Source organism: Tolypothrix tenuis PCC 7101 (assembly GCF_963874875.1).
In the GTDB taxonomy this organism is placed as follows: Bacteria; Cyanobacteriota; Cyanobacteriia; order Cyanobacteriales; family Nostocaceae; genus Aulosira; species Aulosira tenue.
In genome coordinates this window covers 7,143,455-7,169,677 of the sequence record NZ_CAWNJS010000001.1, presented here as the reverse complement: position 1 = coordinate 7,169,677, position 26,223 = coordinate 7,143,455, and the positions used below count along the sequence as shown (strand labels likewise).

Sequence of the window (26,223 nt, the reverse complement as noted above, 5' to 3'; positions counted from 1 at the left end):
GGGTGATTGGGAAAAATAGATAAATTTTGAATCTTGTACAGACGCGATGAATCGCGTCTCTCCAACCGATAATTCTGTCTCTACAATATGCTAAACATCTCTAACCTAAATGTTTACTACGGCGAAAGCCATATTCTTCGCAACGTAGATTTGAATGTACCAACTGGGCAAATGATCTGCCTAATTGGACGCAATGGAGTGGGTAAAACAACTCTACTTAAAACTATCATGGGTTTACTCAAACCTCGGAGTGGCACAATTAATTTAGAAGGGAATTTAATCAATTCTAAATCACCCGACCAAAGGGCAAAAATGGGAATTGGTTATGTTCCCCAAGGACGAGAAATTATTCCCCGATTAACAGTTAAAGAAAACTTACTGCTGGGGTTAGAAGCTAGAAAGAACCCAGTCAAAAAAGCTGAAATTCCAGAAGAAATTTTTGGCTTATTTCCAGTTTTAAAAACCATGCTGTCGCGGATGGGTGGTGATTTAAGTGGAGGACAGCAACAACAACTGGCGATCGCACGTGCTTTAATGGGACAGCCTCGATTACTTGTCTTAGATGAACCTACAGAAGGTATTCAACCCTCAATCATCCTAGAAATTGAAGCCGCAGTGCGCCGCATTGTTGAAACCACAGGTATTTCTGTTTTATTGGTAGAACAACACTTACATTTTGTCCGCCAAGCTGATTACTATTACGCTATGCAAAAAGGCGGGATTGTGGCTTCTGGTTCCACCAATGAACTCAGCCAAGATGTAATTCAACGATTTTTGGCAGTTTAGTTAGTTCAATAGTCTACAAATTTTCCTGGTGTTGTGGCTGAATTTATCTAAACCCATTCAAACCCCTGTGCTGCTAAATATTCCTTAGCTGATTCCAAAACATCTTCCCTTAGAATCAGCTTGATTTCTGGCGAACTGAGATACAAACGCAACCTTTTCTCAAACAGTTGATTCGCTACTTCTATTTTCCTAACTGCATTCCAAGGAATTAGTAATGGCGGTAACCCAAAGCTAAATAAAGGAAAAATACTCAAGTAAAGCCCTTGACGACTTACACCTACATTTAAAGTTGATTTGTAATATATCAAACCTACAGCACCACTTTGCATCCGCCAGAAATTTGGTGGTGCTTCTTCATAAGTGCGATAGAGTTCAGCAAGGCGACTCCAGTCATGACGGAATGTCAGAATCATTCCTACCATGAACAATATGAGGAACAAGGCTGGGAAAATACCGTATATCCAATGAGGTGTTGCTGACATTAATTGTTACCAATAAAACAAAATATTATAAACAATATGAATCATGCTAATAACTCTGTAACTATCACTGAGTTAATTTGAGCAGAAATTTACTGTTAATATTTAGCTATTTTTAGAAGTGTAATTTTTGACTTACTATTATTTTTCTTTCTACATATTCTTATTGAAAATAGCAAAGTAAATACACCATATTTCCTGAACTTGCAGATTTGCTCTATAGATTTCATTGATTAAACGCTATACATCATAGTATTGACTTTTATTCTTAAAAGCCCTAGATTCTACTCTTGGAGTAGTTGCAATTTATTTGCAAAAATATTGAGAATACTTCCTAATGGAGAGTTACCGATGAGTGTGAGCAAGAAGGGCTTGTTGGTTGCTGGATCTGCATTGGTATCACTTGCAGGGCTAGCATTTAGCACGTTTGGGGAAATGCAAGCAACGAGCGCTAATTTTGCTCTTAAGCAACAAGCACCTAGTTTGCTTGCCCAAAAATTAAAAACTTTGACAGTAGTTTTTCCTAGCAGATCTGATTCTACAGATTTGCAAAACAAAGCCAATGCTGTGGGAGCATTTTTATCCAAAGAATTAGGTATCCCGGTTAAAGCGCAAGTAGGCGATGATACTGCTGCAGTAGAAGCTTTGAGAGCAAATCGGGCTGATGTCGCTTTCTTGAGTAGCCGTCCAGCGTTGAAGGCGGAACAATTAGCAAATGCTCGTTTGTACCTAGCTGAAGTACGTGATAATTATTCGGGAAGACACACTTATAGTTCAGTATTTGTTGTCCCCAGCAATAGCCCTTTAAAAAGCAGAAATAACGCCAAAGCGACTCTAGAACAACTGCGTGGTAAAAGAATGGCTTTTACTTCGCCTACTTCGGGTTCTGGGTTTATTTTCCCTGTAGGTGAATTAGTCAAACAAGGATTTGTCCAAAGTAGCGATCGCTTAGATGGTTTCTTTGGTCAAATTAGCTACGGTGGTAATTACAGCAAAGCCTTGCAAGCGGTGGTACGCGGTCAAGCTGATGTCGCTGTAGTGTCAGAATACGCACTTAATACACCGTATATCACACCAGAAGAAAAGAGCAAGTTACGCGTACTGCATCGCATTCCTGGCGTACCCGCCCACGGTATCGCTATTGATGACGACGTTCCCGCACCAGAACGCGAAAAAATTATTAACGCCCTTCTCAAGTTAAATCAATCACAAAATAACGCGTTATTACGCAATTTGTATAACTCTACAGAGTTGGTGAGAGTCGATCACAATCGTCACCTCGCACCCGTCCGGGATGCGTTAACAAGAGTTGGGATTGCACCATAATTCAGCTGTTAGTCAGCGATGAAGGGGGAAGGGGTAAAGGGTAAAGGTTTTTTCCTTTTCTCCTTCTTAATAGCTGAAAACTATCAATTAACTGTTTAGTGGAATTGAACTAGGGATGAAGGAATATATCATTGAGTGTCGCAACCTGGAGACAGCTTATGCTGCATCTCTTAATCGCCCCATTTTGAATGGGATTAATTGCCAAATTCAACGGGGTGAATTTGTGGTGTTGCTGGGACTCAATGGTGCTGGTAAGTCTAGCTTATTGCGATCGCTTGTTGGGTTGGTTCCCCTAGAGAAGGGAGAAATTCTCATCAATGGTGTCACCCTCAGTAAGCGTACATTAGCTGCAATTCGCCGAGATGTAGGGATGTTGTTTCAAGGCGGTGGATTGATTAAGCAATTATCAGCCCTAGAAAATGTTCTATGTGGACGGCTGGGTAATCGCACCACTTGGCAAACTTTATTTGGATTTCCCCACCGCGATCGCTTGTTAGCATTAGAATTATTAGATCAGTTGGGCTTAAGAGAATTAGCCAACCAAAAAACCAGTCAACTTAGTGGTGGACAACAACAAAGAGTTGCGATCGCCCGCGCTTTAATTCAATCACCACAAATATTATTAGCCGATGAACCGATTACCGGCTTAGATGTCTTAGCTTGTCAGCAGGTAATGCAGACTTTATCAGACTTGCACGCCCAAGGAATGACCATTGTTACAGTGTTGCATGATTTGGGCATTGCTGCTGAATATGCCCAACGTGCGATCGTTGTCGATGCAGGATGCATTGTTTATGACGGCCCTTGCGACAACTTACAAGCAAAATTTTCCCAAGTTTCAGCATAAATCATGAATTACTTATCTAATTCCTCTATTTTCCGGCGCTATTCTTGGGTGAGTTGGCTGATTATCCCCTTAATAGCTGTTGTCGTCTATATTTGGGCATTACAAGGGCTAAAAGTCGATTATGCAGTCCTGAGTACTAGCTGGCCATATATCACTGATTTTATCTCCAGGTTATTCCCCCCAGATTGGACAGTTTTAGATATCGCAGTTAAAGCATTGATTGAAACTGTACAGATGTCACTTTGGGGAACTACTATTGGTGCAATTATTTCCTTACCGATTGCAGTAGCTAGCGCCAGCAACGTTGCGCCCCAATGGTTGCAATGGTTAGCGAATTTACTCCAAAATACTGTGCGTTCCGTCCCGTCTATTATTCTCGGTTTAATTTTTGTCGCCGCCACAGGGCTAGGCGCACCAGCCGGGACATTAGCATTAGGAATTTACACCATCGGCTACCTTGCTAAATTTTATCAACAGGCGATTGAAGCCGTTGACCCTCGGTCTTTAGAATCTTTAGAAGTGATTGGTGCATCCAAATTGCAAATTGCCCAATATGGAATTTTGCCCCAAGTGCTGCCATTAGCATTAGGTTATACCTTCTGGATGTTTGAATACAATATCCGTGCTGCTTCTGTTTTAGGTGTCGTGGGTGCAGGTGGAATTGGCTTTCAGTTGAAGAGTTACATTGATGGTTTTGAATACAACAAAGCTACAACCATGATGTTGGTATTGCTGGTAGTAGTAACAGTAATTGATGCTTTTAGCAGTCAATTACGTCGTCGTTTAGATTCGATGTAGTCAAGCAAATATACGGTTAAATTTTGATTCAAGCAGATAATCTCAAGTATTATGCGGTTCACATAAACTGGTAAGCTGAAAATCATCATTTATGATTGATATTCAGCTTATATGCCTGATTCCTCTCAAACTATTCAGCAAAAAAATAATAATTTATTCTTAAATAGTTTCAATCGGATTTGATTTCTGAAAAAATCTTAGCGGATGCGTTAGCGATAGCGTAACGCATCCTACATATAATCTCTAACTGAAAAGGCACACAATAAATTGCTTGTGTGCATTAGTAGTTATCTGTAGTTTCAAAGTTGACAAAGGCAATCTTACACATTAAGTAGCAAGCAGTGAACTGCTAAAAAAGCACTCAAGTACTTACTACATAGGCTGTAACATCTGAATTTATGAGACACTGATTTTGCAAAAATCTTGCAAAACCTCACAGTCGATCAAGAAAAGGGAACACGAAAAATTTCTTAATTATATTTTCACATGAAATTGTCACTATTTAATTAACTATTGGTGACAACTGGTATAACTATTTCTTTTTGAGGCTCTGGCTGCTGGTTTTCGCTATTTTTGGCAAAATGCTTATCCATGAGTGCAGGAACTTGTGCGGCTTGAATCCTGCTGTAGCGAGTTTTATCAGGCATTACTAGGTTAGGCCCGGCTTTGCAGTTTTTCATACAGCCAGTACCTTTAATCGTAACTTGGTCTTCCAAACCGCGATCGCTTAACGCTGCTTCCAAAGCTTGGCAAAGTCCTTTACCACCGCGTTTCATGCAATCAGATTTTTGACAAACCAAAATAGTGCTTTTCGGAGATTTCTCTTTAGTTTTATTAATAGATGGCGCTGCTGTTAATGTCGTAATGTCATGAATTCGAGAGATTTCGGGGATTGCTGCCATTACACGTTCAGCTTTCAACGTGATTTTGCCACTTTTTACTTCATGCTTTTTTGTGCCGACAATTTGCAGCCAAGTTCCAGGCGGTAAGCGCAAATCAAAAGCATACTGTAAATGTTTAGCAAGTTTCACATAAGATTCGCCTTCAGCAGTCCCGATAAGCAAGCCTTTGAGCTTATAGCCATCCTTAATGACAAAATCGAGAAATCTTCCTTCAAGGCAAAAATCTGATACTTCGGTAGCGTGCGATCCACTCATGTTGGTTTTACCTGTTATTTATAAGACAACCTGGTTAGCGAGATAGCTTCAGCGATTGAAACGTAGCCAGCTTTTCTCCAAACTCGAAATTATGTCTTGACGGGAAACACTGAACTGGCGCATGACACTCCAAAGTTGAATTATTGCTAAAGGATTAGTAATTTCAACTTGCAATGGCTGGTTAGACTCACACCAACAGGGAATATCTAATTCCTGTAAGCGTTGATAAACTTGCCAACGATCCGCCCAATTCACTTCTAAAGTGTGTCTGGTTTCTACTTCTGAGCTAAACGATTTCAAGAGATGTACCTTCAAAATGCAAGTATTTTGCAGTAATTATGCTGGTTTTGCTCCTTGAGGTTTCCCTTCTCTAGGAGTCCAGCTTTATAAATAAGCATAGCGTAACTGCAAAGAATTCTCATTTATTTTAGATAAAAATCTCTAATATTTGCAATGTTCTTTTATTAATGGGGGTTGGGGATTGGGGATTAGGGACTGGGGACTGGGATAAGGGAGATGAGGGAAATAAATTTTTTTGACTCTTGACCTTTGACTGTTGACTCTTGACTCTTGTACAGACTCGATTAATCGCGTCTCTGCGACCCCTATTCAGCAGAGCAACCCTTAAGTATAAGAATGAAATTGCATAATTTTAGTAATGAAAAAATTAAAAGTCTATGAAATAAATTGGAATTGCTTTTAATTTTTAGAGTGTTAATATGTAGAAACTTCAGAAGTTCAAAACCTTAACTCATTAAAAGCGAGGAGAACAATGTCTGATACCACTACTGTGTTAAGAAACTTTGGTCATGTTTATGACAATCCAGTTTTATTAGATCACAGCGTAACTGCACCAGTTACTGAAGGATTTAACGTTGCTTTAGCAAGTTTTCAAGCTCTTTCCTTGCAATACCAAAAACATCATTTTGTGGTTGAGGGTGCAGAATTTTACTCTCTACATGAATTTTTTAATGATAGCTATAAAGAAATACAAGAACATATCCATGAAATTGGAGAGCGCTTGGATGGACTAGGTGGTGTGCCAGTAGCGACCTTTAGCAAGTTGGCAGAATTAACCTGTTTTACACAAGAGCCAGATGGGGTATTTTCTGCGCGCAAAATGGTAGAAAATGACTTAGCAGCAGAGCAAGCTATTATTGGCTTGATTCGCCGCCAAGCTGCTCAGGCAGAGAGTTTAGGTGACCGTGGTACCCGTTACCTCTACGAAAAAATTCTTTTGAAAACTGAAGAACGAGCTTATCACTTGTCTCACTTCCTAGCAAAAGACAGCTTAACCTTAGGTTTTGTTCAACCTGCTCAGAACTAGAACCTAATAAATTTCGATAAGTCTGTTTAAGTCAGTTAATACTGAATAATAATTCCTCAGTAGTGAGTCTTAAAAAAATATAAAAACTTGCAGAGATATAGAAATACTAATCTCTGCAATTTTTAATCTTAATTATATAAATGAATAACTATATAAACTATGATGAGAATCAACAGTACTTTTTTGATATTAGCTAATTAAGAACTACTGTTATTTAATAAAATCTATCTAAAGATAGATGCATTCTCTAAAAGATTTTAAATTTAACATTATTATCGTATCAATTACCGCTACCAATAAAAAATATTACCAATTATTTGCAATATTTACTAATGATAATTCCCAATAATTTCAACATACAAAAAACCAGAGATTAACCAAGTAAGAGCAATATCAATCCCCAACCCCCAATCCCCAATCCCTAGTCCCCAGCCTCCAATCCCCAATCCCCTTCTGTCATCAAACTTTAGAAAACTTGCTAACAAACAGCGTGACCAGGGAGAAAGAATCTTAAAATAATCAGGATTTGTATTCTCTTACTCCATCCCTTAAGACTATGCCCCGCCGTCAAGACCTCCGGAAGATACTGCTGTTAGGCTCTGGCCCAATTGTGATTGGACAAGCCTGTGAGTTCGACTACTCTGGAACTCAAGCCTGTAAAGCTTTGCGAGAAGAAGGTTATGAAGTGGTGTTAGTGAACTCTAACCCAGCGACTATCATGACCGATCCAGAAACAGCCGAGCGTACTTATATTGAGCCGCTAACACCGGAAATGGTCGCAAAAGTCATTGCTAAAGAGCGTCCCGATGCTTTATTGCCAACTATGGGAGGACAAACTGCCCTGAATATCGCTGTGGCTTTGGCGAAAAATGGTGTTTTAGACGAGTATGGCGTTGAGTTAATTGGTGCGAAACTCCCAGCTATTGAAAAAGCTGAAGACAGAAAACTGTTCAACGATGCAATGGAGAAGATTGGGGTGCAGGTATGCCCCAGTGGTACCGCCTCATCTTTAGAAGAAGCAAAAGCGATCGCTCGCCGCATTGGTACTTATCCTTTAATTATTCGTCCTGCTTTCACTATGGGTGGTACGGGTGGCGGTATTGCTTACAACCAGGAAGAATTTGAGGAAATGGCACAGGTGGGTATTGATGCTAGCCCTGTGTCGCAAATTCTCATCGATCAGTCCCTACTTGGTTGGAAGGAGTACGAATTAGAAGTGATGCGGGACTTGGCAGATAACGTGGTGATTATCTGCTCGATTGAAAACCTCGACCCGATGGGTATCCACACCGGAGACTCAATTACCGTTGCGCCAGCCCAAACCCTCACCGATAAGGAATATCAACGGCTACGGGATATGGCAATTAAAATCATCCGCGAAATTGGCGTAGAAACTGGCGGTTCTAATATCCAATTTGCGGTGAATCCAGTAACTGGGGATGTGGTGGTGATTGAAATGAACCCCCGTGTGTCCCGGAGTTCTGCCTTGGCTTCCAAAGCAACTGGCTTCCCCATCGCGAAGATGGCGGCGAAGTTAGCTGTTGGCTATACCTTGGATGAAATTAAAAACGACATCACCAAGAAAACTCCCGCATCCTTTGAACCGACAATTGACTATGTAGTCACCAAAGTTCCCCGCTTTGCCTTTGAGAAGTTTCCTGGCTCAGAACCAGTGTTGACAACGCAGATGAAATCTGTGGGGGAAGCAATGTCAATTGCTCGGACATTTAATGAATCTTTCCAAAAAGCCCTGCGTTCCCTAGAAACTGGACGTGCAGGTTGGGGTTGCGACAAAGCCGAGAAATTGCCTAGCGGCGAACAAATTCGTGCCCAGTTACGGACACCTAACCCAGAGCGCATTTTTGCCGTGCGTCATGCGATGCAATTGGGGCTGACTAATGAAGAAATCTACGAACTGACAGGTATTGACCCCTGGTTCCTCGATAAATTGCAACAACTGTTAGAAGTCGAGAAATTCCTCAAACGCACTCCTTTAAAAGAGTTGACAAAAGAGCAAATGTATGAAGTGAAACGCGATGGATTTAGCGATCACCAAATTGCCTTTGCTACCAAAACCACCGAAGATGAGGTACGAGCATACCGCAAACAGTTAGGTGTCGTCCCAGTTTACAAAACTGTAGACACCTGCGCTGCTGAATTTGAAGCTTTTACTCCTTACTACTACTCTACCTACGAAGGGGAAACCGAAGTTTTACCCACCGACAAACCCAAAGTGATGATTTTGGGTGGTGGTCCCAACCGCATCGGGCAAGGAATTGAGTTTGATTATTGCTGTTGTCATGCAGCCTATGCTTTGAAGAAAGCAGGGTATGAGACGATGATGGTCAACTCTAACCCAGAAACAGTTTCTACAGATTATGACACCAGCGATCGCTTGTACTTTGAGCCATTAACTAAAGAAGATGTGCTCAACATCATCGAAGCTGAGAACCCTGTAGGCATTATTGTGCAGTTTGGTGGACAAACACCGTTGAAGTTAGCCGTACCTCTGCAACAAATACTCAGCAATCCCAACTCAGGACTCAGCACAAAAATTTGGGGTACATCCCCAGATTCTATCGATATGGCAGAAGACCGGGAACGGTTTGAGAAAATTCTGCAATTGTTGAGTATTGCTCAACCACCCAATGGTACAGCCCGCAGTTATGAAGATGCGCTGATTGTCGCCAAACGCATTGGCTATCCGGTAGTGGTACGTCCTAGTTATGTGTTGGGGGGAAGGGCGATGGAAATTGTCTACTCCGATGCGGAACTAGAACGCTATATGACCTTTGCAGTACAAGTAGAACCCGATCATCCAATTTTGATTGATAAATTTTTGGAAAATGCCATCGAAGTTGATGTAGATGCGATCGCAGACCACACAGGCCGAGTCGTAATTGGTGGTATTATGGAACACATTGAACAAGCGGGGATTCACTCTGGTGATTCAGCTTGCTCTTTACCTTCCATTTCCCTGCCGCCAGCAGTGCTAAATCAAATTCGCACCTGGACAGTGCAGCTAGCACAGGCGCTTTCGGTAGTTGGGCTAATGAATATTCAATTTGCTGTTGTGGGTGCTAGTAGCTATTCACCGCAAATTTACATTCTAGAAGCCAACCCCCGCGCCTCTCGGACTGTACCCTTTGTTTCTAAAGCCACCGGTGTGCAATTGGCAAAACTCGCATCCTTAATCATGTCAGGCAAAACCTTAGAGGAGCTAAACTTCACTCAGGAAGTCATCCCCTCCCATATCGCGGTTAAAGAAGCAGTATTGCCATTCAATAAATTCCCCGGTACCGATACGATTTTGGGCCCCGAAATGCGCTCCACTGGTGAAGTCATGGGAATTGACACCGATTTTGGTCGCGCCTTTGCCAAAGCCGAAATCGCTGCGGGTGAGCGTCTACCATTGTCGGGAACTGTATTTGTGTCCATGAGCGATCGCGATAAAGCCCCAGCAGTAAACGTCGTCAAAGAATTTATTGATTTGGGCTTTACAGTGATGGCAACATTTGGCACGCGTAAAGTCCTTCAGGAACATGGGCTACCTGTTGAGTTAGTTCTAAAACTCCATGAAGGTCGTCCTCATGTCCTTGATGCCATCAAAAACCAAAAAATCCAACTAATTATCAACACCCCATCGGGAGAAGAAGCCCATACTGATGCGCGGTTAATCCGTCGCACAGCCTTGGCTTATAAAATCCCCATCATCACCACCATAGCAGGAGCAAAGGCCACCGTTGCCGCCATTCGTTCGCTGCAAACTACCACTTTAGACGTAAAAGTCATCCAAGAATACTGCCAGATGCAATAGGAATGTTGATCATCATCTCTTGCAAAAGGTACTTTTTCCAAATCTGAGGAAACGGTAAAAGTTAAAAGAACGGGCATGGGGCATTGGGCATTGGGCATGGGTAATGAGAAGTCAGCATTTGTTTTTCTTCCTCATCCCCCTCATCTGTCCCTGCTCCTTTCCCAGTCCCCAATCCCCATTACCCCTTATCCCCAGAGGGGGCCCCGAGTTCCCCAATCCCCAGTCCCCAACCTCCCAACAAAAGCAAAAGTTAATTAATTGTTATAGAACATTATTTATACTTATCATTGATTTATTTTAAGAATTATGAGAAACAAATTTCTTCCTCCAGAGACATTTATGAAGTCAGCTAATAAGCGAGATTCATCTATATGACAGCGTTACGGCTATGGGAACAGCCTTTAAAATTCCGAACTCAAGAGTATGAGATTTTTATCATAAATGTTACAATTATTAATCATGAGAAAAACCAAAAAATGTTCTACTCAATACCTTTTATCTAACTCTAGATACTTGTGAAACTGGGTAAATAACTGTAACGTCTAGAGCAGTTAAGAACCTGAATAGATTAATATGAGCAGCCGAATTTTTCGGACAGTGACATTGCAAACCATAGTCTGGGTTCCCATTCAAACTGGTTAGCACCCTGGCAAAGCATCTATCACTAAATGACCATACCGTCAAATCCAACATTACCAATGAGTAGCGCCATGAAGACCGCTCAGACAGCCACGGACCTCGTGCGGACTTACCTGCGTGAGATTGGCCGTGTGCCACTCTTAACCCACGAGGAAGAGATTTTTTATGGCAAACAGGTGCAGCGTTCAACTGCTTTGCATGAAATAAGGGATGAGCTTGTCACCCAGTTAGGTCATCAACCAACTTTAGAAGAGTGGGCCAAAGCAACAAATCTAGAATTGGCAGAGTTGAACGAAGTGATCGCTGAAGGCGAATATGCCAAGCGCAAGATGGTAGAAGCTAACTTGCGATTGGTTGTATCTGTTGCCAAAAAATATATTAAGCGCAATGTCGATCTCCTAGATTTAATTCAAGAAGGCAGTATCGGGATGCAACGGGGTGTAGAAAAGTTTGACCCCACAAAAGGTTATAGATTTTCTACCTATGCCTATTGGTGGATACGCCAAGCTATCACCAGAGCGATCGCCGAAAAAGCTCGTACTATTCGGTTGCCAATCCACATTACAGAGAAACTGAATAAGATTAAAAAAGCACAGCGGCAATTATCCCAAAGGTTGGGACGCGCTCCTTCTGCATCTGAGTTAGCGAAAGAATTGGAATTGACACCTAAACAGGTGCGAGAGTACCTGGAAAAGGCTCGTCTACCTTTATCTCTGGATTTGCGGTTGGGAGATAATTACGACACCGAACTGGGAGAAATGTTAGAAGATCCAGGTGCTTCCCCAGAAGATTTTGTCATGCAATCTTCATTGTCTAATGACTTAGAGCGCCTGATGGGGGATCTGACTCCCCAGCAAAAGGAAGTAATTACCCTGCGCTTTGGTTTAATGGATGGTCAAGCTCTAACTTTAGCCAGAATTGGTGAAATTCTCAACATTAGTCGTGAACGAGTACGGCAAATTGAGCGGGAAGCACTCACTAAACTACGCAAGTCTAAAGCCAACATGGATGAATATTTGGCCAGCTAGTCATTTGTCTTTTGTCCTTTTTGACAGAGTTCTGAGCACCTCATACAGGCGCTCAGGCTTTGTGCTTTGTATGAGCTATTTACAAAGGACGAAAGACAATTGATTAGAAATCAAGGTGGCGCAAGCTGCTGGCTTTTGAAATTAGCAGTATCATCAATATCAGGTGAGAAAACACGCCGAGTTTGGTACGGTTACACCTACTCACTAATCAAATTGAACTTGTTACATTAATTGACATGAACAGCAAAGTACTAGCTGAGGTCAATACGAGATAAGCACTTATTTTTAAACTTTATAAAAACCGTAGCTAGTAGTATTAATCAAGGAGATGCAACGTGAGTAACCCATCTAATCGAGTTTCAGAATTTTTTGACAGTGAATCAGAAACTACCGATGTACTCTGGCAATATGTTAAATCCTTGAGTCCAGAGGCAGTTTCTCAGTTATCCAAACCCAGTTCTCCGGAAGTTCTGCAAGTAATGGAACGCAATATTATTGGTCTTTTGGGTAACCTACCTTCAGAACACTTTGACGTTAGCATTACTACTAGCCGCGAAAGTTTAGGACGGCTTCTCGCCTCTGCCATGATTAGTGGTTATTTCCTGCGTAATGCTGAACAAAGATTGAACTTTGAAATGGTTCTTCAAGGTACTGAAACCAACAATAACGAAATTGAATAATAATTTTGTTGGGTTCATATATAGACTCATATAAGCCAACATCAGCAAAAAACATTACTCTGCGAAATCTACATAGTATGCTGATAAATCACCCCTTATGCATAGATTGAAATAATAGCTATGATTAGGGGTAGCATACATATAATCAGAAATTGAGACAATCAGAATAGCTAGTCAGATCTGGGCAAATAAATTCAAAACATTGTGAATGCATAATACAATATAAACTCGGCAAACATTTAAAAAAGCTTGCCGAGTTATATATTTGCTTATTGATTTGAAATTCTGCCTTTTTTTGCTAGTTTATTTTGTACCCATCAACCATGAGTGAAACTATTTCTCTCCTCCCCCATAAAATTATTGGTGTCGCTGTAATTTGGAATGAGCAAGACCAAATATTAATTGATCGTCGCCGTGCAGGAGGAGCAATGGGTGGTTTGTGGGAATTTCCTGGCGGCAAAATTGAGCCTGGCGAAACCGTTGAAGAGTGCATTAAACGCGAAATTTACGAAGAACTAGGAATAGAAATTGCAGTAGGAGAACATCTCATTACTATCGATCACACCTATACAGAGTTGCGCGTTACCCTAACTGTGCATCACTGTCGCCATCTAGCAGGTGTGCCACAAGCTATAGAATGTGATGAAATTCGCTGGGTAAATTTAGCAGATTTAGAACAGTTTGCCTTTCCCAAAGCAAATGTGCAAATTATCGCTGCACTGAATCAGGGGGTGGGGATTGGGGATTAGGGACTGGGAAAAAGCAGGGGGGCAGGGAGCAGGGAGCAGGGGGAAAATAAAAAACACCAATTACCAATTACCTATACCCAATGCCCAATGCCCCATGCCTAATGCCCATTACAAGTAACGATGTATGAACTGCATCAGGTTACGACCCGCAATTTTTTAAAATAAACCCAGAGACTTTGATAAAAGGTGTTAGCAGACAAATGCCTAAAACCGTTGCCGACGTGATGAGCCGTGAACCGGTGGTTGTCCGATCTGAAACTCCACTGAAAGAAGCCATACAAATTCTTGCAGAACGACGCATCAGCGGATTACCTGTAGTGGATGATGTTGGTAAATTGGTGGGCATTATCTCAGAAACTGATTTGATGTGGCAAGAAACAGGTGTGACTCCTCCGGCTTACATCATGTTTCTCGATAGTGTCATCTATTTACAAAATCCCGCTAATTATGAGCGTGACTTGCATAAAGCGCTGGGACAAACTGTTGGGGAAGTGATGAGCAATAATCCCATCACTATTAGCCCTGATAAAACTTTACAAGAAGCAGCCAGAATTATGCACGATCGCAGTGTGCATCGGTTACCAGTTTTAGATAGTGCAGGTCAAGTCATTGGTATCCTTACCCGTGGTGATATTATCCGCGCTATGGCCGCCGAGCAAGATTAGTTAATAGTTAAATGTCAATAGTCCAATATCAAAAGTCAAAAGTAATTAGTCTTTTGGCTTTTGAGTACAGACGCGATTAATTGCGTCTTGACGACGCTTGACCCTTTTTGAAAATTTAGGATAAATAAATGAGTGTTACTCCTGAGTCGGTGCAGCAATTGCTCGGTTCCGAAAATTTGGGCGATCGCTTGCGAGGTGTAAATCAAATCCGCGATTTAGAACCTGCGATCGCTTTTGAATTAATTCAAACTGCGGTTAGTGACAGCAATGCTCGTGTCCGTTACTCAGCAGTGAGTCAACTGGATACCTTCGGCACACAAGATGCAGAATTATCATTGAATATATTACGCGAACTACTGAAAGACCCTGAGCCTGATGTGCAAGCAGCCGCCGCAGATTGTTTGGGTGCGCTGAAACTCACATCAGCTTTTGATGATTTACAGCAGCTTTACGATGCAACTCCTGAATGGCTAGTCAAATTTAGTATCATCGCTACTTTGGGAGAGTTAGGTGATCCGCGAGGCTTTGAATTACTCCAGCAAGCGCTCACCTCTGACAATGAGTTAATTCAAACTGCTGCGATTAGTTCCTTTGGCGAATTGGGAAATACAGATGCAGTCCCACTTTTAGCGCCTTATGCCAAAAATCCCGATTGGCAAGTCCGCTACAGAGTTGTGCAAGCGATGAGTCACTTGGGTGGCGCAGATGCCAAAGCTGTATTAGAGACTATGGCTAATGATGAAGTAGAAGCGATCGCCAATGAAGCTAAAAAATCTTTGCAGGCAGTTTAATTGTGCATAAACTTGTCTGAAGGGTGAAATAAAAATTTTTAAGGGTACAAAATTTTTGTGCCCTTATTGTGTAGGTGCATTGCCATTAATAGCCTAATAAAAAAATTCGTAGTAACTTCTTCAGTGATTACTACGAACACAAAGCTATAACACTTAATGAAAACCAAAATCGAAAGTATTTTTACATATTTCTATTAATAATGATACTCCTTTTCTGTCTACAATTTAATTTTTATTTTGTGGGTAATGCTCAAGAACTAGCTTGAGCTTTGCGACGGCGAGACATAGCCATGACTGAACCTACAGCACCTAAGCCGAGTAATGTAGTTGGTTCAGGAACAGAGGCTACTGTCACACCTTTGAAACTTGCATTAATTGTTCCACCTGTACTATATGTATTCTGTGCATTTGTGGCATTCAGTAAAGTAGTAAAATCAATATTTCCTACTGCTTGGCTACCATCTTCAAACAATCCGGTGAAATTAAAGCTAACGTCTGTTCCTCCGAAAACCGATGTAAATGTTGGAGAAAGAATACTAGTCAAACTCAGAAGTTTAACGCCATCTGCTGCACCAACATCTATAAATTTAGAAGGTAAACTAGTATTCAAGAAACTGTAAATGGTGCCTGTGGAATCTCCAAGAAAATCTCCAGTTTTGATTCCTAATGCAATTGTTCCAGGATTAGGATTAAAGGTGATACCAGTCTTGCTAATACCAGCTACAGTTCCAGAACCGTCAAATGTAAACCCACCACTATAAGCTTGAGCAGAACTAGCAGAGGTTACTATTCCAGCAATAGCTAAAGGAAGTACAGCAGTAGCAGCTAGGGCAGAGTTGATGACTTTAGATTTAATAGCAAACATTGTGATTTAAGGTTCCTGTAAAAAAATTAGTTTATTAATTAGATGTAATTCTAAAACTAGTGATGAATGCAGAAAACCATCAATTAAAGAGCATTAATATCTTCTATCTTTATCACCTAGATTAGAATTATTTTCTGAATGAATTAGGTAGAACAATGACCCTGTTGGTTTTTAGCGAGTGATTTATTTATCACTCTTACAGAATTACATAGCTGTTCACTAATACGCAAGAGCTACCTATTTATCTTGATATAAACTTTATTGATTACATAGTGGCATTTACTAGATACGTCATTTGGTAGGCTCTAAAATTACGTAATTTTCCTGGATTAGCAAATGTTTGGCTTCAGTATGTTTAACAAACTGCTAGTTTTCATTTTTAAAGATTTCTATACAAATTCTGTGGATGATACGCACTTAGATAACTCAGTAAGAATTGTGTTTTCCAGATGAACTGTTTTTGTCTTTTGTATAAGCTGAGTATAAAAAATTTATAAACTATAAATGAAGAATTTGTTATGGTTAAAAAATCGTAATTTCTCTCAAATCCACCTGTTATACTATTTTGAAAAAAGAATGCGACAGATAGTTAGGGCAGGGCATCCGCAATCTTTTGGCATATCAAATATCTTATTGGTGCCGTGCCCCTACAAAGAATTTATCTGTCGCAAACATTATTTGAATTGGTATTATTCACCGAATTCTGATCACCAATAAAATAGGGTAGACAATGAATGCCCACCCTACGAAAGTTTTATTTGCTTAATCTACAGGAAATCTTAGCTGCCAAAGACTTGCGGCCAAGTGTTCAATATAAAAACTACCACTGCAGCGATCGCTAATATTCCTTGCAGTAAATTTCCCACGACTGTACCAACGACAATCCCGATACCAGCCTTAATTGCTATTCCTAATTGACGTTGGTAAAGGTATTCACCAATAATTGCGCCCAATAATGGCCCTATTAAAATACCTAATAGCGGCCCGCCAAAGGGTAAAGCTGGTAATAACCCGAAGAATCCCAATAGCAAACCCACAAATGCGCCTATTTGTCCCCACTTACTAGCGCCAGCTTGTTTTGCACCTATATAACCTGCTAAAAAATCTACGCCAATACTCAGAAGCAACACAATAACCGTGACAATTAGCGGTATTTTAATTGCTGCAAAGGAACTGCTAACAACTCCCCAGATAATAATTGCAATTAATATTAAACTGGTTCCAGGGATGGCAGGAACTACAGCGCCGATAACACCCACAACCATCACTGCAATCAGTAACCAATAGATAATTTGCATAAAGTTTTAACTTTCTGACTCAACTTGCAAATAGGAACTGAGAGTTACAGCTAATTTATCAGCAATTCCAGATATCCAATTTTCATCTTGTTTGGTGTAACTGCGAGGTGCATTTGCTCCTAAAATTAATACACCTTGATTACCAATAGGTTGACAAATTACCCCTTGAGTATTTTCGGGCAAATAATCAAATTCTATTTTGCCGGGATAGACTTTTAATGCAACTAAATAAACTGGTTTTTTTGTTTCCAATACCCTTTTTAAAATTGGGCCTGGTACAACTTCAGATTTAGGCGACAGAATACCGCGACGTAACAGAACCTTACCTTGGTAAAAAACTAAGAGCGATCGCGTGACGGTGTTAGTTAATAATAAATGGGATGCCCAAGCTAGTTCTGTTTTCACGGCTTCTGGTAAATCCGCAGTCAACACAAAACCTTCCTCCCCAATCAGTTGTACAATATCAGGCGATCGCGGTTGTACTTGCTGCCAAATCAAGCCAGTTAAAATTAACACCGCACTCAGAATCACGCCCAGTACATCCCCACGGGCTTGCGATTCTGTCAGTTCCGGTGTTAACAAGCGGTTAATTAGCAAAAGTACAGCGCCTAAACAGCCAACTACTATGGGTAGACGGCGTAAAACTAGATTGGGATCGGGTTTATTCATTTGTTATTGGCTATGGGGCATTGGGCATGGGGCATTGGGCAAGAAGGCAATAGGTAAGTTTCCCTTGTCTCCCTCATCCCCCTCATCTCCCTCATCTTCCCTATTCTTCGCCAGGTTCAATTATCCGTTGGAATAAATAACCAGTGCCGCGGGCGGTGAGAATCAATTCAGGATTGCTGGGATCGTCTTCTAATTTGGCGCGCAAACGGGAGATATGCACATCTACCACGCGGGTATCTACATGGCGTTCTGGCGTGTAACCCCACACTTCTTGCAAAATTTCCGAACGGGAAAAAGCTTCTCCAGAGCGGCTAACGAGTAACTCTAGTAAGCTAAATTCCATACCAGTTAAGCGAATGCGCTCATCGCCTTTGTAAACTTGTCGCTTATTCGTATCAATTTTGATATTAGCAACGTGGATGACTCCAGAACTAGGAATTCCCGAAGCACTGGTTTTGTCTACCCGTCTGAGTACAGAGCGAATCCGGGCTTCTAGTTCCTTTGGCGAAAACGGCTTGACTACATAATCATCAGCGCCTAACTCTAATCCGGTGATGCGATCGGCTACGTCCCCTAAGGCTGTTAGCATAATAATAGGGACATCTGACTCCTTACGTAGTTCTTGGCAAACACCGTAGCCATCAAGTTTTGGCATCATCACATCCAAAACTACCAGGTCGGGGTCAGCTTTGCGAAAAGTTTCCAAAGCTTCTTCTCCATCACCAGCAGTCACTACATCGTAGCCAATCATGGAAAGGCGCGTTTCCAAAATCCGGCGAATGCTGGCTTCGTCGTCTACCACCAGGATTTTTTCTTTATGACTTTCCAAGTTTCTCAACGCTCCTTAACTAAAATTTTTCATGATTAATTTTTAATACCATAATATTAAGATATCATTCCATGAATTAGATGAAAAAAAGCTGTAACTACTACTATTATTGAACTTTTCTTTTCGCCAAGAATTAAGGAAAAATTAAGATTATTTAATAAGATTTAAGAATGGCAAAGTCCAAAACCTTTTACATTTGTAACGATTGTGGAGCAGAATCTTCTCAATGGTTTGGTAAGTGTCCCGCTTGCGGCACTTACAATTCTTTAGAAGAACAAATTTCTATCCAATCATCGGTGGATATACCCAGCCGGGGAGGAGTTAGTGGTTGGCAATCAGCATCCACTAATGGCAAAGCTCATAATAAACCAGCCAAACCGCGCTCTTCCTTAACATTCGATCAAATTAGCGATCGCCAAATTGCGCGCTGGGAATCTGGCTATGGAGAATTAGATCGGGTTTTGGGCGGTGGTGTTGTCCCTGGTTCGATGGTGTTGATTGGTGGCGATCCAGGAATTGGTAAATCAACTTTGCTGCTTCAAGTCTCTAATCAATTGGCGCAGAGATACCGCATTCTTTATGTCACAGGAGAGGAATCAGGTCAACAGGTAAAATTAAGAGCTTCACGCTTGGGTGTAGCAAAAGGTGTGAATGTAGTGGGCGATCAAAATACAGTTGTAGAGGAAGTAACAGCTGTTCCCATAGATCCTAAAAGTGAAGCCATACCTGTTGCCATAGACACCACAAGTATAAACCCTGACAATATAGGTGCAGATTTATATATATTGCCAGAAACCGATTTAGAAGAAATTCTCCGAGAAATAGACTCTCTTAAACCAAATGTGGCAGTAATTGATAGTATTCAAACAGTGTTCTTTCCGGCACTGACATCTGCTCCTGGTTCAGTAGCGCAAGTGCGGGAATGTACGGCTGCACTGATGAAAGTGGCAAAGCACGAAGATATCACAATGTTAATTGTGGGACACGTGACCAAAGAAGGTGCGATCGCAGGGCCGAAAGTTTTAGAACACTTAGTAGATACCGTATTGTATTTTGAAGGCGATCGCTTTGCATCCCATCGGTTATTACGGACAGTAAAAAACCGCTTCGGTGCAACTCACGAAATCGGTATTTTTGAGATGGTATCTCATGGATTGCGTGAAGTTCCTAACCCCTCGGAGTTATTTCTAGGTAATCGTGACGATCCAGCGCCAGGGACGGCGATTGTTGTGGCTTGCGAAGGAACACGCCCGATTGTTGTAGAATTGCAAGCTTTGGTAAGCCCCACTAGCTACCCTTCCCCCCGACGCGCCGCTACCGGGATTGACTATAACCGCTTAGTGCAAATTTTAGCGGTGTTAGAAAAACGCGTAGGCATTCCCATGTCGAAGCTAGATTCCTACGTCGCTTCGGCTGGTGGTTTAAATGTGGAAGAACCAGCCGTAGATTTAGGAATTGCGATCGCCATTGTTGCAAGTTTCCGCGATCGCATCGTCGATCCAGGTACAGTTTTGATTGGTGAAGTCGGGTTAGGGGGACAAGTGCGATCGGTTTCTCAGATGGAACTGCGGTTAAAAGAAGCAGCGAAGTTGGGATTTAAAAGAGCGATCGTCCCCAAAGGGCAAAAATTCCCCGACCTTAATATCGAAATTTTACCAGTTTCCAAAGTAATAGATGCAATTATCGCTGCTATCCCCCATCAAGAACTGACAGAAGAAGATTTAGAACCTGACCTAGACGAGTAATCTTCCCTAATAAACAAAGGAAAACCTGCCATGACAGCCTTTACCCAAGACTATCAAATCACTTGGGAAAAACTACCCGACGATTACAAACTCCCAGACGATCCAGTGGACAACATCAACCAACCAGCCTTAGCTGCAGCACTAACACAAAGTTTAGAACTTGCTGGTAAACTTCCACCCAACGCCCTCACACCAACAAATTACGGTATCTGTGCCACATTAAATGGCAAAATTGTCGTCAAAGCCCCAGACTGGGCGTATATTCCCAAAATTAGCGTTAATAGAGAAGATGTCACCCGCAGTTACACACCACAGCTACAGGGAGACATTCCTGTAATTGTCATAGAATTTCTTTCTGATACAGAAGGTGGGGAATACTCCATCAAACCCACCTACCCCCCAGGTAAATGGTTTTTTTACGAATGCGTATTAAAAGTTCCAAACTACGCTATTTTTGAACCTGATAGCGGAGATTTAGAAGTTTATTGCTTAGATAATAATACTGGCAGATACGTTGTCCAAAACCCCAACGAAAACCAGCGTTACTGGATAGCCCAAATGAATCTTTATCTCGCTGTATGGCAAGGTACTCGTGAAAATCGTACCGGAAACTGGTTGCGCTGGTGGGATGAACAAGGAAATTTACTACTTTGGGGTTCAGAATTAGCCCAAAAAGAACGACAACGCACTGAAAGATTAGCCGCACAATTGCGGGCGGCGGGAATTGAACCGCAAGATTAGATTTTTGACATCAGTTAAGAAAATTCAGCAAAATTACCACCCTTACTGGTCATGACGGCCAGGTTAATTACGTCGCCTTTACTCCCGATAAAGATTGGCTAGCTGCGGGAGACCCTAGCGGAAATATCAAAATTTGGCGATCGCAGCCAGTTGTACAATCACAGCGTCAATACAGTAAACAGATAATTAAGGTGCGATCGCAGTTTTATTCAAGGGGTTGTTGCTGAAATAAACTGTATTGCTCTACAAAAATATCAGGCGTTAGCTTAACTTACCCTAGCTATGGTTCTTTAGGGAACATCAATAAATAAATTATTCCGCTTGTAAGGGCACGGCACCGAGACTTTATCGTTATCACCGATAGTCTGTGGATGCCGTGCCCCTACCAATATGGTTGTTTTGTCATGATAATTCCTTTAAAGAGCAACTGTTTAGTTCTAAACACAAAAATTTTAACTTCAACCGAAAACATTCTCACTTCAACCCAAAACGTTCTCGTTCCAAACCAGAACATTCTCACCTAAAACGAAAACGTTCTCGTTTCAAACCAAAACATTCTCGTTCCAAATCAGAACATTCTCATTTCAAACCGCAAAATTTAAGCTTCTGACTCGGAGTTTTTCCCTGAAAACTAAAACACCCAAGTTCAGAAGCTCAAAGTTGATGTTTTTATCTAGGAACGTCGAGTTATAACCTTTCCTAACCACATGAGTTATATCATAGCCCCCTCCTCGCTTGCGGGGAGGGGGTTGGGGGTGGGGTTCTTATCCCTCACAAATAACGATAAATCTTATATTTCATAAGAGTACGACGTTTGCGGTTGCACTTTTTTCGCTTTTCGGGCAAATCTTCGCCCCAAATCATCAACCATTGAATCTAAACCAGCGCCTTTACCACTAGCTTTGGCATAGTTATATACCAGCAAACCCGCGGCATAAGCTTCACTGCCAACAGCCACAGAAGTATCATCCACCAGTTCTTGCAATTGCGTCAACGACAGCAAAATCGGATACAAAGCCTCAAATAATTCAATATCTCGCCGCATTTCATCCACATCAAAAGAACGCGGTAAAAAATCAGGATTTTGTGCAGCTATTTCCAACGCCTTACTGACAAACGCCCGACTCTTATCTCCCAGCTTCGGTAAAGCTTTACGTTCCTCAGTAGACAAATCAATCAAAAACGGTAACTTTTGCCGAATCGTACTAATAGCTTCCATCACCGCTTCTCTATCTGCTGTGGAAATTTTTGCGCTGACTTGATTGTCTGCCATCTTTCATACACTTTAATTGGGACTAAATTTCAGTATTCCCCAAGATATTTAGTCAAATATAGTTGTTTATCACCAATTAAGATAAAAAATTTTATACCATTACATAAGTGATATCTCAGACTTACCAGCCTGGGAAAAATTTCCCCTTTGCAAGTCAGTGGCGTTTGACGCAATGAATCCCAAAAGATAGAGATAATAGCCGTAGCGAAAATATCAAAATTTGGCATTAATAGATCTGTAAGCGTAGCCCATCCTAGACATCGCACTTCGCCGCTAGTTGTAGAATAATAGCGTCAAAATAGTATTAAGACTTGCCAATAATTCATCACACACCACAAAAATGCTAGAAATCAATAAAAATTACGTCATGGATGAAAATCAGCAACCTATTGCTGTGAAAAAATTGCAGAAATATTAGAAAACTACGGCTTGGTAAAGCTAATGGCAGAATCGGAAGATGATGAACGCCTTTCTCAAGATGAAGCAATCAAATATTACAAATCTTTGAATAACAGGCATATACAAATTATTGTGTAATGCGAAGCCCAACTCATACTATGACTAACTAAATCAATGAAACCAATCAAAATTATTGTTGAAAAGCATCCTGATGGCTATATTGCCTATCCTCTTGGTATTAAAGGTGTTGTTGTTGGTGAAGGTAACACTTATGCAGAAGCTTTAGCTGATGTTAAATCAGCTATCCAATGCCATATAGAAGTATTTGGTGAGGATGTTTTGGAGGACGAATCACCAGTTTTAGAGGCTTTTATAGCTGAAGCTGAGGTGACTATTTAATGCCAAAATTCCCCGTAGATGCACCAAAAAATAAGGTGATTAAAGCATTAGAGTTATTGGGATTTAGTATTGTCCGAGAAAGAGAACATATTGTCATGGTGCGAGAAAATGAAGATGGTACGAGAACTCCGTTAACTATACCTAACCACCCACAAATTAAAAGTTCAACGTTGAGAAGTATCTGTACTCAAGCAGGTATCTCGCGGGAAGAATTTTTGACAGCTTATGAACAATCTTGAAGAAAATTTTTAAACTTTACTATGACCACTTTCCCCAAATATATCCCCCAATCCGACCCGCCCCTTCCTCCTTGGGAAACCCTACCCACAATGTATGATTTACCCAGCGATAACCTAGAGGAGCCAGGTTTGCCAGATTATTTTCACTTTTTACAGCCCTTACTTTTATACTTAACTTTTCAACCAATAAACTGGAATCCCGAACTAGTTTTCAGCGCTGCTGACCTCAATCTTTACTACGATTTACAACATCCTTTATGGTACAAACGCCCAGATTGGTTTGGTGTTGTCGGCGTGCAAAAACAATATCAAGGTGAGGATTTACGTTTAAGTTATGTCACATGGCAAGAACCAGCCAATCCTTTTGTAATTGTGGAATTATTATCCCCAGGAACAGAAGATGAAGATTTAGGTAATAAACAAAATCTCACAGATAAACCTCCTACTAAATGGGAAGTTTACGAACGAATTTTGCGAGTTCCTTACTATATTGTGTTTAGTCGTTACACAGATGAACTCCAAGCATTTCAGTTAGTAGGCGGTCATTATGAACCAATGAATTTAACTGATGGACGCTTACTCATGCCAGAAATCGGATTAAGTTTAGGCTTATGGCAAGGCTCATTTCGAGATATTGAAAGATTGTGGTTAAGGTGGTTCACTTTAGCAGGAGAATTGATTCCTGAACCTACAGAAGAAGCGGCTGCAGCTACCGAACGAGCTATGATTGCAGAACAAGAAGCTAGAGATGCTAAACAAGAAGCGGAACAAGCTAAAACAAAAGCAGCACAACTAGCTGAACGTTTGCGGCAATTAGGCGTGAATCCTGATGATTTAGAAGAATTATTGTGATTTTAAATAACTTAATAGACCTGTAGATAGAATTGCTATCGCCTGAAAATTGTCACAATTAATGACGACAACAGTTATTTTGAGACAATCAATCCTATGGCATTTGGAATTGGCGATTTATTCTGGATTTTCCTTCTCCTCTCTTCCCTACAACCCATCTGGCAAAAGCGTCAAATTGAATATCGCCGTTTGCGCGCCTTACAAGAATTTGAGCAAGGACGTAACAGCCGGGTGATTTTATTAATTCACCGTCAAGAGTCTATCAGCTTACTGGGGATACCCTTATCACGCTACATTACCATTGAAGACTCAGAACAAATACTACGCGCAATTCGCCTCACTCCCCCAGAAGTTCCCATCGATTTAATCTTGCACACTCCCGGCGGTTTAGTTTTAGCTACCGAACAAATTGCTAGAGCATTAATTCGCCACCCAGCAAAAGTTACCGTCTTTGTACCCCACTATGCCATGAGTGGCGGCACAATGCTGGCGCTGGCTGCTGATGAAATTGTTATGGATGCAAATGCTGTCTTAGGGCCAGTCGATCCCCAATTAGGTAACTTCCCCGCAGCAAGTATCTTGAAGGTGGTAAAAGATAAACCCATCGGCGAAATTGATGACCAAACATTAATCATGGCAGACTTAGCAGGTAAAGCCATTCAACAGGTACAGCGCTTTGTGCGGACTTTGCTCAAAGACAGTATTCCTAAACAAAAAGTCAGCCCAGAAAATATTGAACCAATTATTGAAGCTTTAACAACTGGACGTGTCACTCACGACTATCCCATTACCGTAGAAGAAGCAACAGAAATGGGGCTACCCGTTACTGTTGGGCTGCCCCATTCTATTTATGAACTCATGGATCTGTATCCTCAACCACAAGGAGGTAGACCCACAGTTCAGTATATTCCCATGCCTTACGATGACCGTCGGCCAATGTTACCGACACCCAAAGGCAGACCTTTAGAAGAACCAACTCAGGCAAAATAAAGAATAAAGTGAATTATTTGGCTGCACCCAAACAGTGCAACTATCTTTAGTCTTTCCCATACTTGTATGGGCCAGTTAATTTCAGACTTCAGACTTTACACTTCATACTTTAAGTAACACTTAGGGTATCTATTGAGGTGTTGCTGTAGAAGTTGGTGTGGGAGTTGCTGTAGATGTTGGCGTAGGTGTCGATGTAGGTGTAGAAGTTGGTGTGGGAGTTGCTGTAGAAGTTGGTGTAGGTGTCGATGTAGGCGTAGAGGTTGGTGATGCTGTTGGTGTTGGTGATGCTGTTGGTTTAGCTGTTGGTGATGCTGTCGGTTTAGCTGTTGGTTTACCAATAGCATTTTTAGCTTCCGTATTCAGCTTTTGGCGGAAGGCTAAATCAGCAATTCCGGTTTCTTGTAGCTGCAATTTTTTCTGAGCTTCTTTAACAGCAGCTTCTGTCTGAGGCCCATAAAATTGATCCCGGGGTAGGGGGGTTTTGGGTTTAACTACTACATTTAAATTGGCTTGTAAAATTTGCACTATCTGTGCAGCCCAATCTTGAGTTTTTGGGCCTGCTACCCCATCTACGCCTAATTTGTAACCCTTTTGAAATTCACGGATTGCTTGTTTTGCTTCGTTATCCGTTAAGGGTGAATTGTTAACGGTGATTTTATAGCCTAAGCCATGAAGCACAGCACGAAATTGCTGGGGTGTATAGTTACGCTGACGCGCAGCAAAAGAAGTGCTTGCAGACACCACACTCGCTGTAATTAGGCAAGCAGTCGCAATGGTAACGCTTGATTTTCCAAAGCCACACCACATAAATTAAAACTCCTTTGGTTTAAATCAG

General features: G+C 41.3%; 28 protein-coding genes. 19 read left to right on the top strand and 9 right to left on the bottom strand.

The window, feature by feature from the left end; genetic code table 11:
- The first annotated feature begins 87 nt into the window (after window positions 1-87).
- Window positions 88-786 (top strand): urea ABC transporter ATP-binding subunit UrtE, encoded by a 699-nt coding sequence (urtE, locus tag AACU25_RS28245; protein WP_096581359.1) that lies wholly within the window; start codon window positions 88-90, stop codon window positions 784-786.
- A 47-nt stretch (window positions 787-833) separates the two neighbouring features.
- Here urtE and AACU25_RS28240 read toward each other — a convergent pair whose 3' ends face one another.
- A complete protein-coding gene (locus tag AACU25_RS28240) occupies window positions 834-1,268 on the bottom strand; it encodes a hypothetical protein (protein WP_096581357.1) in 435 nt (144 codons plus the stop codon).
- Between the two features lie 348 nt (window positions 1,269-1,616).
- On the opposite strand from AACU25_RS28240, the gene AACU25_RS28235 reads away from it, so the two are divergent.
- From AACU25_RS28235 to phnE, 3 genes are all read left to right on the top strand, one after another.
- Window positions 1,617-2,591, top strand: a complete 975-nt coding sequence (locus tag AACU25_RS28235) for a phosphate/phosphite/phosphonate ABC transporter substrate-binding protein (RefSeq protein ID WP_096581355.1) — start codon at window positions 1,617-1,619, stop codon at window positions 2,589-2,591.
- Window positions 2,592-2,706: 115 nt separating this feature from the next.
- Window positions 2,707-3,438: a phosphonate ABC transporter ATP-binding protein gene (locus AACU25_RS28230; protein WP_096581353.1), complete on the top strand. Its 732-nt coding sequence runs from the start codon at window positions 2,707-2,709 to the stop codon at window positions 3,436-3,438.
- Between the two features lie 3 nt (window positions 3,439-3,441).
- Window positions 3,442-4,236 carry a phosphonate ABC transporter, permease protein PhnE gene (phnE, locus tag AACU25_RS28225; protein WP_096581351.1) on the top strand — a complete coding sequence of 265 codons (795 nt, stop codon included), beginning with the start codon at window positions 3,442-3,444 and terminating at the stop codon, window positions 4,234-4,236.
- Between the two features lie 506 nt (window positions 4,237-4,742).
- Here phnE and AACU25_RS28220 read toward each other — a convergent pair.
- Together AACU25_RS28220 and AACU25_RS28215 are read right to left on the bottom strand one after the other, a co-directional pair.
- On the bottom strand, window positions 4,743-5,393 hold the full coding sequence (locus AACU25_RS28220) for a (2Fe-2S) ferredoxin domain-containing protein (protein WP_096581349.1): 651 nt from the start codon (window positions 5,391-5,393) through the stop codon (window positions 4,743-4,745).
- Between the two features lie 48 nt (window positions 5,394-5,441).
- Entirely contained in the window at window positions 5,442-5,693 is a 252-nt protein-coding gene (locus tag AACU25_RS28215; protein WP_096584188.1) for an Asr1405/Asl0597 family protein, read from the bottom strand.
- 472 nt (window positions 5,694-6,165) lie between these two features.
- Here AACU25_RS28215 and dpsA point away from each other — a divergent pair, with 472 nt between their 5' ends.
- From dpsA to nblB, 7 genes are all read left to right on the top strand, one after another.
- Window positions 6,166-6,720 carry a DNA starvation/stress protection protein DpsA gene (dpsA, locus tag AACU25_RS28210; protein WP_096581347.1) on the top strand — a complete coding sequence of 185 codons (555 nt, stop codon included), beginning with the start codon at window positions 6,166-6,168 and terminating at the stop codon, window positions 6,718-6,720.
- 556 nt (window positions 6,721-7,276) lie between these two features.
- Window positions 7,277-10,537 (top strand): carbamoyl-phosphate synthase large subunit, encoded by a 3,261-nt coding sequence (gene carB / locus AACU25_RS28205; protein WP_096581345.1) that lies wholly within the window; start codon window positions 7,277-7,279, stop codon window positions 10,535-10,537.
- Window positions 10,538-11,247: 710 nt separating this feature from the next.
- Complete coding sequence (locus AACU25_RS28200) at window positions 11,248-12,204, top strand: RNA polymerase sigma factor, RpoD/SigA family (protein WP_096581343.1); 957 nt, start codon at window positions 11,248-11,250, stop codon at window positions 12,202-12,204.
- A 335-nt stretch (window positions 12,205-12,539) separates the two neighbouring features.
- Window positions 12,540-12,884 (top strand): DUF760 domain-containing protein, encoded by a 345-nt coding sequence (locus tag AACU25_RS28195; RefSeq protein ID WP_096581341.1) that lies wholly within the window; start codon window positions 12,540-12,542, stop codon window positions 12,882-12,884.
- 323 nt (window positions 12,885-13,207) lie between these two features.
- Window positions 13,208-13,633, top strand: coding sequence for an 8-oxo-dGTP diphosphatase MutT (gene mutT, locus AACU25_RS28190; RefSeq protein WP_096581339.1), 426 nt, complete (start codon window positions 13,208-13,210; stop codon window positions 13,631-13,633).
- Window positions 13,634-13,833: 200 nt separating this feature from the next.
- Window positions 13,834-14,298 (top strand): CBS domain-containing protein, encoded by a 465-nt coding sequence (locus AACU25_RS28185; RefSeq protein ID WP_190445752.1) that lies wholly within the window; start codon window positions 13,834-13,836, stop codon window positions 14,296-14,298.
- A 128-nt stretch (window positions 14,299-14,426) separates the two neighbouring features.
- Complete coding sequence (nblB, locus tag AACU25_RS28180) at window positions 14,427-15,089, top strand: phycobilisome degradation protein NblB (protein WP_096581337.1); 663 nt, start codon at window positions 14,427-14,429, stop codon at window positions 15,087-15,089.
- 250 nt (window positions 15,090-15,339) lie between these two features.
- Here nblB and AACU25_RS28175 read toward each other — a convergent pair whose 3' ends face one another.
- From AACU25_RS28175 to rpaB, 4 genes are all read right to left on the bottom strand, one after another.
- Window positions 15,340-15,954 (bottom strand): PEP-CTERM sorting domain-containing protein, encoded by a 615-nt coding sequence (locus tag AACU25_RS28175; RefSeq protein WP_096581335.1) that lies wholly within the window; start codon window positions 15,952-15,954, stop codon window positions 15,340-15,342.
- Window positions 15,955-16,733: 779 nt separating this feature from the next.
- Window positions 16,734-17,252, bottom strand: coding sequence for a DUF456 domain-containing protein (locus AACU25_RS28170; RefSeq protein WP_096581333.1), 519 nt, complete (start codon window positions 17,250-17,252; stop codon window positions 16,734-16,736).
- Between the two features lie 6 nt (window positions 17,253-17,258).
- Entirely contained in the window at window positions 17,259-17,921 is a 663-nt protein-coding gene (locus AACU25_RS28165; RefSeq protein WP_096581331.1) for a cofactor assembly of complex C subunit B, read from the bottom strand.
- Window positions 17,922-18,021: 100 nt separating this feature from the next.
- Window positions 18,022-18,750, bottom strand: a complete 729-nt coding sequence (gene rpaB, locus AACU25_RS28160) for a response regulator transcription factor RpaB (RefSeq protein WP_045868271.1) — start codon at window positions 18,748-18,750, stop codon at window positions 18,022-18,024.
- A gap of 170 nt (window positions 18,751-18,920) precedes the next feature.
- Here rpaB and radA point away from each other — a divergent pair, with 170 nt between their 5' ends.
- The 3 genes from radA to AACU25_RS28145 are packed head-to-tail and all read left to right on the top strand — an operon-like array spanning window position 18,921 to window position 21,463.
- Window positions 18,921-20,495, top strand: a complete 1,575-nt coding sequence (radA, locus tag AACU25_RS28155) for a DNA repair protein RadA (protein ID WP_096581329.1) — start codon at window positions 18,921-18,923, stop codon at window positions 20,493-20,495.
- 30 nt (window positions 20,496-20,525) lie between these two features.
- The gene (locus AACU25_RS28150; RefSeq protein WP_096581327.1) at window positions 20,526-21,236 is read left to right on the top strand and encodes a Uma2 family endonuclease; all 711 of its coding nucleotides are present in this window, start codon (window positions 20,526-20,528) and stop codon (window positions 21,234-21,236) included.
- Window positions 21,237-21,268: 32 nt separating this feature from the next.
- Window positions 21,269-21,463, top strand: a complete 195-nt coding sequence (locus tag AACU25_RS28145) for a hypothetical protein (protein WP_096584182.1) — start codon at window positions 21,269-21,271, stop codon at window positions 21,461-21,463.
- 563 nt (window positions 21,464-22,026) lie between these two features.
- Here AACU25_RS28145 and AACU25_RS28140 read toward each other — a convergent pair.
- Complete coding sequence (locus tag AACU25_RS28140) at window positions 22,027-22,509, bottom strand: hypothetical protein (protein ID WP_096581325.1); 483 nt, start codon at window positions 22,507-22,509, stop codon at window positions 22,027-22,029.
- Window positions 22,510-22,950: 441 nt separating this feature from the next.
- Here AACU25_RS28140 and AACU25_RS37010 point away from each other — a divergent pair, with 441 nt between their 5' ends.
- The 5 genes from AACU25_RS37010 (at window position 22,951) to AACU25_RS28120 (ending at window position 25,388) form a co-directional block, all read left to right on the top strand.
- On the top strand, window positions 22,951-23,046 hold the full coding sequence (locus AACU25_RS37010) for a hypothetical protein (RefSeq protein ID WP_321206686.1): 96 nt from the start codon (window positions 22,951-22,953) through the stop codon (window positions 23,044-23,046).
- A 36-nt stretch (window positions 23,047-23,082) separates the two neighbouring features.
- Entirely contained in the window at window positions 23,083-23,307 is a 225-nt protein-coding gene (locus tag AACU25_RS28135; protein WP_096581323.1) for a type II toxin-antitoxin system HicB family antitoxin, read from the top strand.
- Window positions 23,307-23,546, top strand: a complete 240-nt coding sequence (locus AACU25_RS28130; protein WP_096581321.1) for a type II toxin-antitoxin system HicA family toxin — start codon at window positions 23,307-23,309, stop codon at window positions 23,544-23,546. The genes AACU25_RS28135 and AACU25_RS28130 overlap by 1 nt, the downstream gene beginning before the upstream one ends.
- 21 nt (window positions 23,547-23,567) lie before the next feature.
- The gene (locus AACU25_RS28125; protein WP_096581319.1) at window positions 23,568-24,398 is read left to right on the top strand and encodes a Uma2 family endonuclease; all 831 of its coding nucleotides are present in this window, start codon (window positions 23,568-23,570) and stop codon (window positions 24,396-24,398) included.
- A 96-nt stretch (window positions 24,399-24,494) separates the two neighbouring features.
- Window positions 24,495-25,388, top strand: a complete 894-nt coding sequence (locus tag AACU25_RS28120) for an SDH family Clp fold serine proteinase (RefSeq protein WP_096581317.1) — start codon at window positions 24,495-24,497, stop codon at window positions 25,386-25,388.
- 129 nt (window positions 25,389-25,517) lie between these two features.
- On the opposite strand, the gene AACU25_RS28115 is transcribed toward AACU25_RS28120, so the two are convergent.
- Complete coding sequence (locus AACU25_RS28115) at window positions 25,518-26,195, bottom strand: peptidoglycan-binding domain-containing protein (RefSeq protein WP_096581315.1); 678 nt, start codon at window positions 26,193-26,195, stop codon at window positions 25,518-25,520.
- Between the last annotated feature and the right edge of the window lie 28 nt (window positions 26,196-26,223).